17 protein-coding genes are annotated in these 14,938 nt (G+C 73.9%); 10 read left to right on the forward strand and 7 right to left on the reverse strand.

Going from position 1 to position 14,938, the window contains the following annotated elements; all coding sequences use genetic code 11:
* Positions 1-14: 14 nt before the first annotated feature.
* Positions 15-1,547, reverse strand: a complete 1,533-nt coding sequence (locus AC6EH9_RS03735) for an MFS transporter (protein ID WP_498420692.1) — start codon at positions 1,545-1,547, stop codon at positions 15-17.
* Positions 1,548-1,642: 95 nt separating this feature from the next.
* Between AC6EH9_RS03735 and AC6EH9_RS03740 the strand changes: the two genes are divergently transcribed.
* Positions 1,643-2,227 carry a TetR/AcrR family transcriptional regulator gene (locus AC6EH9_RS03740; RefSeq protein ID WP_498420695.1) on the forward strand — a complete coding sequence of 195 codons (585 nt, stop codon included), beginning with the start codon at positions 1,643-1,645 and terminating at the stop codon, positions 2,225-2,227.
* An 88-nt stretch (positions 2,228-2,315) separates the two neighbouring features.
* Entirely contained in the window at positions 2,316-3,281 is a 966-nt protein-coding gene (locus AC6EH9_RS03745) for a helix-turn-helix domain-containing protein (RefSeq protein WP_498420697.1), read from the forward strand.
* Positions 3,282-3,293: 12 nt separating this feature from the next.
* Here AC6EH9_RS03745 and AC6EH9_RS03750 read toward each other — a convergent pair whose 3' ends face one another.
* Positions 3,294-3,710 (reverse strand): SRPBCC family protein, encoded by a 417-nt coding sequence (locus AC6EH9_RS03750; RefSeq protein WP_498420699.1) that lies wholly within the window; start codon positions 3,708-3,710, stop codon positions 3,294-3,296.
* A gap of 56 nt (positions 3,711-3,766) precedes the next feature.
* Here AC6EH9_RS03750 and AC6EH9_RS03755 point away from each other — a divergent pair, with 56 nt between their 5' ends.
* Positions 3,767-4,243 (forward strand): aminoacyl-tRNA deacylase, encoded by a 477-nt coding sequence (locus AC6EH9_RS03755; protein WP_498420703.1) that lies wholly within the window; start codon positions 3,767-3,769, stop codon positions 4,241-4,243.
* A 7-nt stretch (positions 4,244-4,250) separates the two neighbouring features.
* Here the strand turns inward: AC6EH9_RS03755 and AC6EH9_RS03760 are convergent, their stop codons facing one another.
* Positions 4,251-4,739 carry a hypothetical protein gene (locus AC6EH9_RS03760; protein WP_498420705.1) on the reverse strand — a complete coding sequence of 163 codons (489 nt, stop codon included), beginning with the start codon at positions 4,737-4,739 and terminating at the stop codon, positions 4,251-4,253.
* Positions 4,736-5,251: a GNAT family N-acetyltransferase gene (locus tag AC6EH9_RS03765; protein WP_498420707.1), complete on the reverse strand. Its 516-nt coding sequence runs from the start codon at positions 5,249-5,251 to the stop codon at positions 4,736-4,738. The genes AC6EH9_RS03760 and AC6EH9_RS03765 overlap by 4 nt, the downstream gene beginning before the upstream one ends.
* Positions 5,252-5,347: 96 nt before the next feature.
* On the opposite strand from AC6EH9_RS03765, the gene AC6EH9_RS03770 reads away from it, so the two are divergent.
* From AC6EH9_RS03770 to AC6EH9_RS03785, 4 genes are all read left to right on the forward strand, one after another.
* Complete coding sequence (locus AC6EH9_RS03770; protein WP_498420710.1) at positions 5,348-7,807, forward strand: M1 family metallopeptidase; 2,460 nt, start codon at positions 5,348-5,350, stop codon at positions 7,805-7,807.
* Positions 7,808-7,983: 176 nt separating this feature from the next.
* Positions 7,984-8,583 carry a DNA-3-methyladenine glycosylase I gene (locus AC6EH9_RS03775; protein ID WP_498420713.1) on the forward strand — a complete coding sequence of 200 codons (600 nt, stop codon included), beginning with the start codon at positions 7,984-7,986 and terminating at the stop codon, positions 8,581-8,583.
* Positions 8,580-9,188 (forward strand): hypothetical protein, encoded by a 609-nt coding sequence (locus tag AC6EH9_RS03780; RefSeq protein WP_498420715.1) that lies wholly within the window; start codon positions 8,580-8,582, stop codon positions 9,186-9,188. Before AC6EH9_RS03775 ends, AC6EH9_RS03780 begins: the two co-directional genes overlap by 4 nt.
* Positions 9,189-9,245: 57 nt before the next feature.
* The gene (locus tag AC6EH9_RS03785) at positions 9,246-10,082 is read left to right on the forward strand and encodes an SCO4651 family lipoprotein (RefSeq protein ID WP_498421680.1); all 837 of its coding nucleotides are present in this window, start codon (positions 9,246-9,248) and stop codon (positions 10,080-10,082) included.
* A 10-nt stretch (positions 10,083-10,092) separates the two neighbouring features.
* On the opposite strand, the gene AC6EH9_RS03790 is transcribed toward AC6EH9_RS03785, so the two are convergent.
* From AC6EH9_RS03790 to AC6EH9_RS03800, 3 genes are read right to left on the reverse strand one after another with little or no spacing between them, the layout of a single operon-like run.
* Positions 10,093-10,737 carry a 3-oxoacid CoA-transferase subunit B gene (locus tag AC6EH9_RS03790; RefSeq protein WP_498420717.1) on the reverse strand — a complete coding sequence of 215 codons (645 nt, stop codon included), beginning with the start codon at positions 10,735-10,737 and terminating at the stop codon, positions 10,093-10,095.
* A 1-nt stretch (position 10,738) separates the two neighbouring features.
* Positions 10,739-11,533 carry a CoA transferase subunit A gene (locus tag AC6EH9_RS03795; protein WP_498420719.1) on the reverse strand — a complete coding sequence of 265 codons (795 nt, stop codon included), beginning with the start codon at positions 11,531-11,533 and terminating at the stop codon, positions 10,739-10,741.
* Positions 11,530-12,753 carry an acetyl-CoA C-acetyltransferase gene (locus AC6EH9_RS03800; RefSeq protein WP_498420721.1) on the reverse strand — a complete coding sequence of 408 codons (1,224 nt, stop codon included), beginning with the start codon at positions 12,751-12,753 and terminating at the stop codon, positions 11,530-11,532. Before AC6EH9_RS03800 ends, AC6EH9_RS03795 begins: the two co-directional genes overlap by 4 nt.
* Positions 12,754-12,849: 96 nt before the next feature.
* On the opposite strand from AC6EH9_RS03800, the gene AC6EH9_RS03805 reads away from it, so the two are divergent.
* From AC6EH9_RS03805 to AC6EH9_RS03815, 3 genes are all read left to right on the forward strand, one after another.
* Positions 12,850-13,758, forward strand: coding sequence for a LysR substrate-binding domain-containing protein (locus AC6EH9_RS03805; protein WP_498420723.1), 909 nt, complete (start codon positions 12,850-12,852; stop codon positions 13,756-13,758).
* A 62-nt stretch (positions 13,759-13,820) separates the two neighbouring features.
* Complete coding sequence (locus tag AC6EH9_RS03810; protein WP_498420725.1) at positions 13,821-14,216, forward strand: CidA/LrgA family protein; 396 nt, start codon at positions 13,821-13,823, stop codon at positions 14,214-14,216.
* Complete coding sequence (locus AC6EH9_RS03815; RefSeq protein ID WP_498420727.1) at positions 14,213-14,920, forward strand: LrgB family protein; 708 nt, start codon at positions 14,213-14,215, stop codon at positions 14,918-14,920. Before AC6EH9_RS03810 ends, AC6EH9_RS03815 begins: the two co-directional genes overlap by 4 nt.
* The last annotated feature ends 18 nt before the right edge of the window (positions 14,921-14,938 follow it).

The following is a 14,938-nucleotide window of genomic DNA, read 5'->3' on the forward strand; positions in this document are numbered from 1 at the left end:
TCCCACGAGGAGGCTCACACGGCACGGGGCACGTCGGAACGGCCCTGCGTGCCACCCTGTCGGCTCTGCGCGACGAATCCCCGCCCCGGCAGGGCGATCGAGCCGGCGAGGGCGCCGAGGAGACAGACCACCGCAACGGTGAGGCAACCGATGCTCAGCCCGGAGAGGAACGAGTCCTGCACCGCGCCGAGCAGGGTGGGGTCACCGCCGGCGATCACGCGGGCGACGTGGACGGATTCGCCCGCCTCCTCGGCGTGGCCGGTGGCCGCGAACGCGCTCTCGGCCAGGCGCGCCCCGAAGACCGAGGAGAAGACGGCGCCGACGACGGCGACACCGAGTGTCGCCCCCAGCTCACGCGTCGCGTCGTTGACCGCCGACCCGACACCGGCGCGCGCCGGTGGCAGCACCTGCATGATCGACTCCGTCGCCGGTGTCTGGATCAGGCCGATCCCGAGGCCCATCAGCACCATCTGCGCGACGATCACCGTCGCGTACGGCGTATCGACCTCCACGACCCCGGCGATCCACAGCATCGCCGCTCCGAAGGAGACCAGCCCGCTGACCACGAGGACCTTCGTGCCGACCCGCGGCGCGAGCAGCCCTCCGATGATCGAGGCGACCGCGATCGCCCCCGCGACGGGAAGGATGCGCGCCCCCGTGGAGAGCGGCCCGTAGTCGCGGATCACCTGGAAGTACTGGGTGATCAGGAAGATGAAGCCGGACAGCGCGAAGAAGACGATGGTGACGGCGCCGGCCGCAGCGCTGAACCGGCGGTCGGCGAAGAGCGTGACGTCGAGCATCGGGTGCTCCACGGAACGCTCCACGGCGACGAAGGTGGCGACGAGGACCGCCGCACCGGCGAACCCGAGCAGCGTCGCGGTGCTTCCCCATCCCCGCTCGGGCGCCTCGATCACCGTGTGCACCAACAGGGCGAGCATCGCGACGGAGACCGTCAGCCCCCGCAGATCCAGCCCGGGCACGGCGGGATCGCGCGACTCCGGGACCAGCAGGTAGGCGAGCGCGGCGGCGAACAGCGCGAGCGGCACGAGCGCCCAGAAGATGCTGCCCCAGTAGAAGTGCTCCAGGAACGCGCCACCGGTCACCGGCCCGGCCGCGACACCGACGCCGACGACGGCACCCCACCCGCCCAGCGCCGCGGAGCGCTGCCTGCGGTCGGTGAAGGTGTTGGAGATGATCGACAGCGTCGTCGGGAAGATCAGCGCCGCGAAGGCACCCATCCCGAACCGCGCGGCGATCAGCGCCCCCGTGGTGTCGACCATGGCGCCGATCGCGTTCATGGCGGCGAAGCCGAGCAGCCCGATGATCAGCGCCGGACGCCGCCCGAACCGGTCCGACAGGCTTCCGGCGGCGAGGACCAGCGCCGCGAACGTGAGGTTGTAGGCGTCGACGACCCATTGCAGTCCACGCGTGCTGGCGTCGAGCTCGGCCGCGATGCTGGGCAGTCCGACGTTGACGATGGTGATGTCGAGGTTGATCGCGAGCGCGGCGACGTACACCGCGAGCAACGTCCCGATCTTGCGGCCCATGGACATGCCTCCAGCTGGTGTGGACAGTGTCAACATCGCCCAAGACTCGGAGACGATGTGGACGCTGTCAACACCCTTGCGGCTAGCGTGCGCCCATGAGCAGCTACCACCACGGCAATCTGCGAGCTGCCCTCGTCGAGACCGCGGTGGACCTGGCACGCAGCCGAGGTCCCGACGGAATCGCGCTGCGCGAGGTCGCCCGCCGTGCGGGGGTGTCCCACAACGCGGCGTACCGCCACTTCGCCGACCGCGACGAGCTGCTGCGCGAGGTCGCGGACGTCGGCATGGCCGAGCTCAGCGTGCGGATGGCCGAACAGATGCGACGGGTGCGCGAGGCCGACCCGCGGCAGCGCGCCGTACGCCGGCTGCGCGCGGTGGGCACGGGGTACGTCGAGTACGCGCTGGCCGAGCCGGGGCTGTTCTCGGTGAGCTTCGCGCGCGCCTCCCTCGACCGGCTGCTGGCACCCTACGAGCTGCTGTCCGGGGCTCTCGACGAGTGCGAGGCGACCGGCTTCCTCGGTGCGGCGAAGCGCGAGGGCGCCGAGCTGGTGTGCTGGTCGGCCGTGCACGGGTTCGCGATGCTGCACAGCTCGGGCCCCCTCGCCGAGAGCGCGCCCCAGGACCGCGATGCGGAGCTCACGCGGCTCCTCGACCGGCTCGAGGACGCCCTGCGCACCTGAGCCGGCCGGCGTCTCAGCACGGCAGCCAAGAACGACCTGCCCGGTTAGACTCGCCAGACGCGCCCTGTCCCTGGTGAAGGAGAGGCGCATGGCCGTCCTCCTCGACACCGCCGGCCTCGATCGACGGGACCGTCACGAGGTCTTCCGCGTCGCCATGGCCGAGGCGTCCGGCGCCACCAGCGTCGAGCTCGAGCCCGGCCCGGACGGCGTCGTGGGTCGGATGGAGCTCGCCGAGCTGGGCGAGACCCGCGTCTTCACCGCCCGCAGCACCGGCATCGCGATGCGCCGCGACCGGCGTACCGCCGAGGCCGCCTCGCCCGACGCGGTCGCCGTCGCCGTCCACGGTGACGGGGTCGGCCGCCACCAGCTGGGGGAGCGTCAGCGCCTGGTCCGCACAGGTGACCTGATGGTGGTCGACGTGACCCGGCCCTTCGAGTTCGCCTGGTCGGGCTGGGGGTCCTCGGTCTCCCTGCAGGTGCCGATCGCCCGCCTCGGGCTGCCACTGGACCTGGTCCAGCGCGCCGCGTCGCGGTTGCCGAGCAGCCCGCTGCACGGCGTCGTCAGCCGCTACCTCGTCGAGCTCACCCGCGACGCCGAGCGGCTCAGCGCCTCCGCCGCCGCGCCGCAGCTGGGGGAGGCGAGCATCCAACTGCTCCGGGCGATGCTCAGCGGCGCCGCCGACGACGGACGCGGCGACCCGGACGTCCTCGACCAGACCCTGGCCACCCAGGTCCGCGCCTACGTCCACCAGCACCTGCGCGACCCCGGGCTCAACCCCGACCAGGTCGCCGCGGCGTTGGCGGTGTCTCGGCGTCAGCTGTTCCGGGCCTGCACCGCCCAGGGGTTCAGCCTGGAGCAGTACATCATCGCGCAGCGGCTCTCCGGGGCCAGGGCCGAGCTGGCCAGCGCGCCCGCGCAGCGGCCGATCGCGGCGGTGGCTCACGCCTGGGGCTTCAAGGACCCCACGCACTTCGTGCGCAGGTTCCGCGCGGCGTACGGCGTGCTGCCGCGCGACTGGCGGGTGGAGGCCGCCGCCGAGCGCGCGGTCCGGTGAGCCACGCCCGGGTCATCCGTGCTCGGCGAGGCGCGCGAAGGTCTGCGCCTCGACCTCGACCATGCCCTGGGACTTGCGCCCGAGGAGCCGCTCGATGAGCGGGGCCAGGCGCCCGGTCCACTCCAGCGACAGGTCCAGCCTCGCTCCGTCGGCGTCCGCGCGCACCGTGTGCACGGCCGTGCTGCGGATCCCCGGGCTGCTCGACGCCCAGGTGAACGAGCGCCCCTCCTGCCAGTCGGTCACCTCCCAGATCGCCTTGGGCAGGCCGGGCTGGCGGACCTCGAAGCGCGACCCGACCCCGGTCGCGCCGGTGCCCAGCGGCCGCACCGCAGCCACCGTCGGCAGGCGCTCGGCCCAGCGCTCCACGTCGCTGGCCAGCGACCACAGCCGGGCGGGGCTGCCCGCGGACCGGGCCGACGCACGGATCATCTGGCCATGATGCTCGCCTCGTGCGGGTCTGGCCAGGCCTCGCCTAGGGTCGCGTCATGGAGACCGAGACGCCGGACGACACCCCTGCCCTTAGGGCGCTGGCCGAGTCCGGGATCGCGCACACCGTCACCCGGCACGGCCGGGTCCGGTCCCTGGCGGAGGCGGCCGAGATCCGAGGCGTGCCCGCCGGGGCGATCGTCAAGACGATGGTGGTACGCCGCGGAGCCGGCGACCACCTGTTCGTGCTGGTGCCCGGCGACCGGGAGATCTCCTGGCCCAAGCTCCGGGCGCTGCTGGGGGTGAACCGCATCTCGATGCCCGATGCGGAGGTCGCGCGCGAGGTGACCGGCTACGAGCGCGGCACGATCACGCCGTTCGGCTCGGCGACCAGGCTGCCGGTGATCGCCGACGAGCGGGTCCGCGGCACGATCTCGATCGGAGCCGGCGCCCACGGCGTCGCGGCGACGCTGGCCGCCGAGGACGCGATCGTGCACCTCGGCGCGCAGGTGGCGGACGTGACCGACCCGGCCTGAGCCGGCCTCAGTACTCGCTGATCCCCGGGCGCTGCTCCTCGTTGCGCTCACACCCGGGCGGCCCGTGCTCGTCCCACTGCGCCACGGTGCAGTCGGCCGGGAGCGCCTCGATCACGCCGCGCAGCAGCCAGGGCGCGACGAGCGAGGCGAGCAGCAGGGGCAGCAGTGCGGCCAGGCGCCGGGTCCGGGCCCAGCTGACCAGCGCGGCGAGCGTGAGCACCACCGGGACCGCGAACGGCCCGAACAGCACCAGCCCGCTCTCGGTGATCTCTCCGCTCGCCGAGACCCGGCACAGCAGCATGCCCTGGTAGGACCTCGGGGCCACGATGGTGTCCTCGCTGTAGTCCGCCTGGCAGGCCGGGGAGGGCATCGTCGTGACGTAGATGACCATGGCGAGACCGCCCAGCGCGGTGAGGATCACGAGCAGGCCGGCGAGCACGTGCGCGCCGCGGGTACGCCGCGGCTTGCGCTTCGTGCGGGGCCGGGTGGTGCTCACAGGCTGATCCAATAGCGGCGCTTCCCGGTCACGCTGCTCTCGAACGCCCCGCCCTGGCTCTCGATGGTGCGGGCCGAGGCGGCGTTGGCCTCATCGCAGGTGAGCAGGACCCGGTTCAGGCCGAGCTGGCGCGCCCGGTCGAGGGCCAGGCCGAGCGCACGCGAGGCGTGGCCGCGCCGTCGCTGCGAGGGGCAGATGCTGTAGCCGATGTGGCCACCCTGGGTGCGCAGGAACTCGGTGTCGATCGAGTGGCGCAGCGCCAGGAACCCGATCATCTCCTCGTCCTGCGTCACCCAGTAGTAGTCGCCGTGCACGTGGCCCGCGGGCAGCACCCAGGTCGGGTCGGACTCCCGTGCGATCACCTCGAGCAGGGCCGCGAACGACGCCGCGTCCGGGCCGAGACCCGGCACCTGCCAGTCCCCCGAGCCGTCGCGGGGGCCGTCGGCGAAGTCGCGGACGCAGTCCAGCCACGCGTCGTACAGGTCGGGCGAGGGGAGGGTCAGCGTGGTCATGAGCCCTATGGGATCACCCGAGCGCGGATACCGGGATTTCCCTACCGCCGACGCGCCGTCGCTCCTAGATTGAGCCGACGAGAATCGAGGAGCCCCATGACGATGAACCCGAGCGCGGCACACACCGGTGGCTGGCGCGGCATCCTGGCCCGGTTGGCGCCTCTGGCGCTGGTGGCCGGCGGCCTGGCCGGGCCGCCGGCGGGAGCGGCCCAGGCCGCCGAGCCGGTGGACGGCGCGCAGACCTCCGGGGACGCGATCTTCCCCGGCGTCGGCAACGGCGGCTACGACGCCCAGCACTACGACCTCGATCTGCGCTGGTCGCCGACCGGCGGAGTCGCGGGGACCGACGGCGGCGTCTTCGACGAGGCCAGCCTCCGGATGGTCGCGCGGACCACCGGCGAGGACCTGCGCTCCTTCTCCCTGGACTTCGAGGGGCTCGACGTCGACTCCGTGCTGGTCGACGGGAAGTCGGCCGCGTTCACCCGGGTCAGCGACCCGTCCCCGACGACGCCCAAGCACAAGCTGGTGGTCACCCCCGCGTCGCCGGTGAGCGGCGAGTTCACCGTCGAGGTCGACTACCACGGCCGCCCGGTCACCCACGTCGACGCCGACGACGCCTGGGAGGGATGGGTCGGCACCGCGGATGGCGCGACGTTCCTCGGCCAGCCGATCGGCGCGATGGCCGGGTACCCGCACAACAACACCCCCGGGGACAAGGCCACCTACACCATCGACGTCAACATCCCGAGCACCCTCACCAACGCCGCCGGCGAGGGTGCGGCGGCCGCCGCCAGCAACGGTGAGCTGGTCGCCCGGGTGCCCGACGCCTCCGGCGCCCGGACCACGTGGCGCTGGCGCCAGCGCGAGCAGATGGCCAGCGAGCTCGTGGTCATCTCGATCGGCAAGTACGACGTGCAGACCGGCGAGGTCCAGCTCAGCGACGGGCGCACCATCCCCGAGTGGTCCTTCGTGGACTCCGCGCTGAGCGAGGCCCAGAAGACCACGTTCACCAACCGACGCGCGGCGATCCCCACCATCACCCGCAACCTCGAGTCGATCTTCGGTCCCTACCCGGGCAACAGCACCGGCGCGATCGTGGACGTCGTCCCCGCCGGCATCAACTACGCCCTGGAGACCCAGGACCGGTCCTTCTTCCCGTCGGTGAACTCCTTCAACGGCAACACCCTGATCCACGAGCTGGCCCACCAGTGGTACGGCGACCACGTCGCGCCCGCGGTGTGGACCGACATCTGGATCAACGAGGGCATGGCCTCGTGGTCCCCGACCTGGCACAACCAGGTGCTGGCCCCGGCCACGCCCAACCCGGCGGCCGTCGAGACGACCTACTTCAACTCCTGGAACAACAAGGCGGCCAGCAGCGCCGACTGGGCGACCCCGCCGGGCGCCCAGACCGACTCGGCGAACCTCTACGGCTACCAGACCTACACCCGCGGCGCCCAGTTCTGGGAGGCGCTGCGCACGGCCCTGCGCGACGAGGACTTCTTCGAGGTCGTCGAGCAGTGGCAGGTCCGCTACGGCGGGACGAGCGTGCGCGGGGACCGGCTCCGCGAGCTCGCCGAGGAGATCTCCGGGCGCGACCTGGCCGGCTTCTGGCAGGACTGGATCTACGACGCCGACAAGCCGGCCTGGCCCGAGAAGCTCGACCTGACGCTGTCCGCCGTGCCCGCCTCGGGCGACGTCGAGCCGGGTGACACGGTGACCTACCGGCTCTCCGCGGCCAACGTGGGCAAGGTCGAGCTGACCGGCGGGCGCGCGGAGGTCGACCTCGCCGACGTGCTGGGCGACGCCAGCCTGGGCGCCCTGCCCGCCGGGCTCACCCTCGACGGGACCACGCTGACCTGGACGGTGCCACAGACGCCCCTCGCGGCGACGGCGACCACCTCGTTCGACGTGGTCCTCGACGACGACGCCGAGAGCGGCGCCCTGCGCGCCACGGCCGCAGCGACGTCGCTGGGTGGCCTGTGCGTCGAGTGCGACACCGAGGTGCCGGTGGCCGCCCAGACGCTGACCCCGACCCCGACCATCGCGGGGCCGGCCCGGTACGGCGCGACGCTGAAGGTCGTCACCGGCACCTGGGACGAGGACGTCGTGCTCACCACCCAGTGGCTGCGCGACGGGACCCCGGTCGCGGGTGCCACCGGCCCGACGTACGAACTGGGGCGCCGCGACGTCGGACGCGCCATCTCGGTGCGGGTCACCGGCACCCGGCCCGGCTACACACCGGTCGAGCGGGTCAGCCGTCCCACCGCGCCGGTGACCTGGCGGGCGTTCCCGGCGAAGGCCCGGGTCACCGTGCGCGGCGCCGCGGTCGTCGGCCGCAGCCTCGTCGCCGACCTGCGCGGCTGGGGCCCGGGGGTCCGGGTCACCCACACCTGGCGCGCCGGCGGTGAGCAGGTGGGCCGCAAGGCGCGACTGCGGCTGACCCGCGCCATGGTGGGGGAGCGGGTCACGCTCACCGTGACCGTCACCAAGCCGGGCTTCGCGAAGCGCACGGTGACGACCAGGCCCACGGCGAAGGTGCGTCCGCGGGGGTAGGGGCGCCGGCGGCCTAGCCGTTGCCTGGCCGTTCCCGCGCGGGGCCCTCAAGAAGCCGCCGGGGCCCGCCGAAGGTGCTGGTGATCCGCCCGTGGTCGCTCTGGAGACCGGCCGCGGGGGGATCGCTCACACTGGGGTGGGCGGGCCCTGACCAGAGCCCGACAGGACGGAGACGCGTGGCGGGTGTGACGATCGGCGAGGACGGCGTCGCGCGGTGCCCCTGGGCAGGCGGCGCGGGACCGATGCGCGCCTACCACGACGAGGAGTGGGGCCGTCGGGTCGCCGGAGAGGCGGCCCATCTCGAGCGGCTCACCCTCGAGGCGTTCCAGTCCGGGCTGTCCTGGTCGACGATCCTCGCCAAGCGCCCGGCCTTCCGTGAGGCCTTCGCCGGCTTCGACGCCGACGTCGTCGCGACGTACGACGAGCACGACGTCGCCCGTCTCCTCGGCGAGCCCCGCATCGTGCGTAACCGCCGCAAGATCGAGGCCGCCATCGCCAACGCCCGCGCCACCGTCGCCCTGCGCGAGGACGGGGGGCTCCAGGCGCTGATCGAGTCGTTCGCCCCCGACGTCGCGCCGGCCCCGGCCACCACCGAGGAGCTCGCCACCACCTCCCCGGAGTCGCTCGCCCTGTCCAAGGAGCTGAAGCGCCGCGGGTTCGCGTTCGTCGGGCCGACCACCATGTACGCGCTGATGGAGGCGATCGGGATCTTCGACCCGCACCTGGTCGGCTGCCACCGCCGGGGACAGGCGCCCACCGTCGCCGGGCGCGGATGAAGACCCAGCTCGCGGCCGTCGGCGTCGCCGTCCTGCTCGCCCTGTTCGGCAACTGGACCACGTCCGAGGACAACCCCGGCGCCGCCCGTCCCGGTGCCCGGGAGCCGCGCGCGCAGGGACCTGGCCCCACCCCGATGCCCACCCCGATGCCGCTGGCCGGGAGTGACAGCGCCGACGGCGACCACGCTCAGGGCGACCCGGTCGGTGCGCTCCCCGGACGCAGCGGCGCCACCCTGGGGGCGAGCGACGCGGTGCTGGCCGACGACCCGGTGCCGCCGGCCGGCACGCACCCCGCCTGGGACGGCGAGACGCCGCTGAGCGCGGCTCCGCCCGGGAGCTGGGACGTCGCACCGCCGCCCGAGACGCCGACCGAGACGCCGACCGAGACGCCATCGGAGGCGCCGCCGGTCGAGCCGGCCCTGCCCGGCGAGACGCTGCTCGACCCGCTGGTCCCCGGGCCCGAGCTCATCCCCGCCCCGGCCCCGGAGGCGGCTCCCACCGACGAGACCGGCACGCCGGTCGAGCTCGACCCCGTCACCGGCGAGCCGCTGCCCTCCGGCTGCCCGACCGCCGTACCGGCCGACGCGAGCGCGGCCACCTCCTGATGTAGTTGGGGCCCCACCCCGCTTCCCACGGAGGACACGCATGCGCACGACCCCGCCCTGGCGCTCGCTGCCGGGCTGGCCCTGACCGGCTGCTCCGAGAGCGACGACTCCGCAGCCGAGGGAGGCGATCCCGCCGCCGAGGCGTCGCAGAGTGACGAGCGAGAGCCGGTCGAGGTGGTCCACGACGCGGTCGACGCCTCGCTCGCCGCGTCGTCGTTCAGCATCGACAACCGCGCCGACCTCGAGGTCGGCTCCGACCGCCTGATGCTCGACATCGACGGGGCGGTGGACTACGAGGAGCTGATCACCGACGTCACGATCGGCATCGACCAGTCCGGCACCACCGGCGAGATGGAGATGCTCTCCGACGGCGAGCTGCTCTGGGTGCGCAGTGAGGGACAGGGCGTCTCCGGGTTCCCCGAGGGCGCGACCTGGATCGAGGGCGACGCCGAGCGACTGCCCGAGAGTGGGAGCTTCGAGCAGGCCGGGCTGATGGGCGTGGTGATCGTGCTGCGCGGTGCCGAGGACGTCGAGGAGGGTGACACCAAGGAGCTGGACGGCGTCACCGTGCGCCAGTTCACCACCACCATCCCCTACCAGGACGCGGTCGACGCCGCCGGCGCCGACGCCGACGCGCTGGCCAGCTCCTTCAGCCTCACCGGGGGAGCCACCGTCGCCGACCTGGACGTCGAGGTGTGGATCGGCGAGGACGACGTGGTCCGTAGCTTCGACATGGAGATCGACGGCGGCGACCTGCCCGTCGGTGGGACCTACGCGTTCACCCTGGAGGACGTCGGCGGCGACGTCACGCCCCCCGAGGCCCCGGCCGACGAGGACGTCCTGCGGGGCCCGGAGGCCGACACGTTGCTCGACCAGCTGATGCCGCAGGCCTGACCGGTCAGGCTCAGTGGGCCGTCTCGGCGACCACCACGCGCGCGCCGGTGCGCTCGGTGATCTCCTCGACGCTGACCCCGGGCGCCCGCTCCACGAGCCGGAACGCACCGGCGTCGACGTCGAGGACGCCCAGGTCGGTGATCACGCGCTGCACGACCGCCTTGCCGGTCAGCGGCAGGTCGCAGTGCGCCAGCAGCTTGTGGCCGCCGGTCTTGGTGGTGTGGTCCATCAGCACCACCACCTTGCGGGCGCCGTGCACCAGGTCCATCGCACCGCCCATCCCCTTGACCATCTTGCCGGGGATCATCCAGTTGGCCAGGTCGCCGGTCGCCGAGACCTGCATCCCGCCGAGCACCGCGACGTCGAGGTGCGCGCCGCGGATCATCGCGAAGCTGGTCGGGGAGTCGAAGAACGACGCGCCCGGCAGCACCGTGACGGTCTCCTTGCCGGCGTTGATCAGGTCCGGGTCGACCTCGTCGTCGTAGGGGTAGGGCCCCACACCGAGGATGCCGTTCTCGGCGTGCAGGACCACCGAGTGGCCCTCGGGCAGGAAGCCGGGGATCAGTGTGGGCAGGCCGATGCCGAGGTTGACGTACTGGCCGTCGCGGAGCTCCGCGGCCGCGCGGGCCGCCATCTCCTCATGGGTCCAGGCCATGTCAGCTCCCTTCCGGGGAGGAGTCGGGGCGCGGGCGGGTGGTGCGCTTCTCGATGCTCTTCTCCGCGACCTGCTCGGGGGTGAGCGCGACCACGCGCTGCACGAAGACCCCGGGCAGATGCACGTCCTCAGGAGCGATCTCGCCGGCCTCGACGACCCGCTCGGCCTCGACGATCGTCAGCCGGCCGGCCATCGCGGCCGCCGGGTTGAAGTTGCGCGTGGAGGCGCCGAAGACGCAGTTGCCGTGCGTGTCGGCGACGCTCGCGCGGACCAGGGCGACGTCGGTGACGATCGACTCCTCCAGGACCATCTCGCGGCCGTGGAAGGTGCGGACCTCCTTGGGCTGGGAGGCGACCAGCACCGTGCCGCTCTCGTCGTAGCGCCAGGGCAGCCCGCCCTCGGCGACCATCGTGCCCACGCCGGTCGGGGTGAAGAAGGCGCCGATGCCGGCGCCGCCGGCGCGCAGCCGCTCGGCGAGGGTGCCCTGCGGGGTGAGCTCGACCTGCAACTCGCCGGCGAGGTACTGGCGGGCGAACTCCTTGTTCTCCCCGACGTAGGAGGCGATGACCCGCGAGATCCGGCGCTGCTCCAGCAGCAGGCCCAGGCCGGCGCCGTCCACGCCGCAGTTGTTCGACACCACCGTCAGGTCGTCGGCGCCCTGCTCGAGCAGGGCGGCGATCAGCGTCCAGGGGATGCCGACCAGCCCGAAGCCGCCGACGGCGATGCTGGCCCCGGACCTGATGTCGGCGACCGCCTCGGCGGCGGAGGCGACGCGCTTGTCCAGCCCGGCGCTCATCGGACGGCCTCGAACACCGCGGCCAGGCCCTGGCCGCCGCCGATGCACATCGTCTCCAGGGCGTAACGGCCCTCGCGGCGCGCCAGCTCGTGCGCCATCGTGGCGAGGATCCGGGCGCCGGTGGCGCCGACCGGGTGGCCCAGCGAGATGCCGGAGCCGTTGGGGTTGAGCCGCTCGTCGGCTGCGTCGAGCTTCCACTCCTGCAGGCAGGCCAGCACCTGCGAGGCGAACGCCTCGTTGAGCTCGATCAGGTCCAGGTCGGCCAGGCTCAGGCCGGCCCGCTCCAGCGCGGCGGCGGTGGCCGGGACCGGGCCGATGCCCATCACCTCCGGGCCGACGCCGGCGAGCGCCCAGGAGCGCAGCGCGAGCAGCGGGCGCAGGCCGCGGCGCTCGGCCTCGGCGCGGGTGGTCACCACGCACATCGCCGCACCGTCGTTCTGGCCGCTGGCGTTGCCCGCGGTGACGGTGGACTCGGGGTCCAGCTTGGCCCGGATCGGGCGCAGCGCGGCGAGGCTCTCCGCGGTGGTGCCGGGGCGGGGGTGCTCGTCGCGGTCGACGACCACGTCGGCCTTGCCGCGGCGCCCGGGCACGGTGACCGCGACCAGCTCGGCGGCGAAGCGGCCCTCCTCGTGGGCCGCCACTGCGCGCTGCTGGGAGCGGGCGGCGAGCTCGTCCTGCTCCTCGCGGCCGATGCCGTAGTCGCGGCGCAGGTTCTCGGCGGTCTCGAGCATCCCGCCCGGCACCGGGTGGAACCGGCCGCCGGCGGTCTCGCGGGCCCGGTCCAGGCGGTCCATCAGCTGCACGCCGCCGCCGCGCACGCCGGTGCGCAGCGTGGCGTAGTGCTCGACCTGCGACATCGACTCCGCGCCTCCGGCGACGACGAGGCGGGCGGCACCGGTGGAGATCATCCCCGCGGCGTAGAGCACCGCCTGCAGGCCGGAGCCGCAGCGGCGGTCGATCTGGAGACCGGGGACACCGGTGCCCAGGCCGGCGTCGAGCGCCGCGATCCGGCCCAGGGCGGGGTTCTCGCCGCTGGGGTAGCAGTTGCCGAGGATGACGTCGTCGACGTCCCCCTCGCCGAGCCCGGTGCGGCGGACCAGCTCGGCCAGCAGGCCCGAGGCCAGGTCGACGGAGGTCAGCGACGCGAGCGCGCCGCCCTGGCGGCCGACCGGGGTGCGGATCGGCTCGCAGACCACGATGTCGGAGGAGTTGTCGCTCATGGCTCCACGGTAGGTGCGCCCGGTGATATCGGGAAGTATCCATTCGGCGCCCTGTTCAGACGTGGGAGATATCAATCCCCGTGTCACCATGACGGCATGGAGCTTCGTCACCTGCGCTACTTCGTCGCGGTCGCCGAGGAGCGGCACTTCGGTCGCGCCGCCGAGCGGCTGCACATGGCCCAGCCGCCGCTCTCGCAGCAGATCCGCCAGCTCGAGGGTGAGCTGGGGGTCACCCTGCTGCGCCGTACGACGCGGCGCGTGGACCTCACCGACGCCGGGCAGGCCTACCTGACCCGGGCGCGCGAGATCCTGGCCGGCGTCGAGGAGGCGGGCCTGGAGGCCCAGCGGGTGGCCGCGGGGCTCACCGGCCGGCTCGCCATCGGCTGCGTCGGCTCCGCGACGTACAGCCTGCTGCCGGCGCTGGCCCGGCGCCTGCGCGAGGAGCTGCCCGGCATCGACTTCGCGTTCCGCGGGGAGATGCTGGTGCCCGACCAGGTGCGCGCGCTGCTCGACGGCGAGATCGACCTCGCGCTGCTGCGCCCGCCGGTGGAGGACCCCCTGCTCCGGGTGGCCACGCTGCGCCGCGAGCGCCTGGTGGCCGTGCTGCCCGACGGGCACCGGCTGGCGGCCCGCAAGCGGCTGCGGGTGCGCGACCTGCGCGACGAGGACTTCATCGTGCACACCGCGCGACGTCGCTCGGTGATGCACGCCACCGTGCTCGAGGTGTGCCGCGAGGCCGGCTTCGAGGCGCGGGTGCGCCACGAGGTCGCGGAGACCTCGACGATGGTGACGCTGGTCGCCGGCGGCCTCGGGGTGGCGCTGGTCCCGGAGCCGGTGGCGCGGCTGGGCATCGCCGGCGCGACGTACCGCCCGCTGACGGGGCTTGCCGCGCGCGTGGAGCTCGCGGTGGCCACCCGCGCCGACGACGACGCGCCGCACCTGGCCCGCGCCCTCGACGTGGTCGCGCGGCTCGCCCGAGCCCGCGAGGTCCCCACCGGGCGCTGAGCGGGAGCGATGGCATCGTTCTCCCGGGCACGCGAGGTGCCCGCGGACGCAAGGAGGGGCGCGTGCTGGTCGGACTGACCTGGTTGCTGGCGTGCCAGCTGGCCGGCGAGCTCGTGGTCCGGCTCACCGGGCTCCCGGTCCCGGGGCCGGTGCTGGGCATGGTGCTGCTGTTCGTGGTCCTGCAGGTCCACGCGCCGCGCCCCGAGCACCCGGTCTTCGCCGCTTCCGACCGGCTGCTGCGCCACCTGCAGCTGCTGTTCGTGCCCGCCGGCGTCGGCGTCGTCACCGTGCTGTCGGTGCTCGCCGAGGACGCGCTGCCGATCACCGCCGGGCTCGTCGGCTCGTGGCTGCTCGGCCTGGTCGTCGTCGGCGGCACCGTGCAGCTGTTGCTGCGCCTGCGCTCCGGACGCGACCCCGGCGCCGACCCGGCCGGCGCCGAGGGCGGGGGAGCGGTGTGAGCGAGACCCTCGACTGGCTGCGCTCCTCCCCGCTGGCCTTCCTGGTGCTGACCCTGCTCGCCTACCGGGTGGGCCTGTGGGCGCGCGAGCGGACCGGGGGCCACGCCCTGGCGCAGCCCTCGCTGATCGCGATCGCGCTCGTCGCCGCCGTGCTCCTGGCCGTCGACGTGGACTACGCCGACTATTTCTCCGGCACCGCGCTGATCACGTTCCTGCTGGGCCCCGCCACGGTCGCACTCGCCGTACCCCTGCATCGCCACGCGGGCCGCCTGCGCGGCCTGCTCGGCCCGATGCTCGTCGCGATCCCGCTCGGCGCCGTGGTGTCGGTCAGCAGCGCGCTGCTGCTGGTGCGGGCCCTCGGCGGCGACGAGACCCTGGCGCTGACGATGTCGCCGCGCGCGGCGACCACCCCGGTGGCGATCGCGCTGGCCGAGGAGGCCGGTGGCGTCGCCTCGCTGACCGCGGTCCTGGTCATCGTCAGCGGCGTGCTCGGCGCCATCGCCGGCCCGGCGCTGCTCAGCCTGCTGCGGGTCCGCGACCCGCGCGCCCGCGGGCTGGCGATGGGCGCCTCGGCGCACGGCATCGGCACCTCCCGCTCGCTCGCCGACGACGAGACCGAGGGCGCCTTCGCCGGCCTCTCGATGGGGCTGACCGCGCTCGCGCTCAGCGCCCTGCTCCCCGTCATCGTGCTCGTGCTCACCTGAGGCGCCCGGCGAGTCGGT

Source organism: Nocardioides sp. Z21_20 (genome assembly GCF_059766585.1).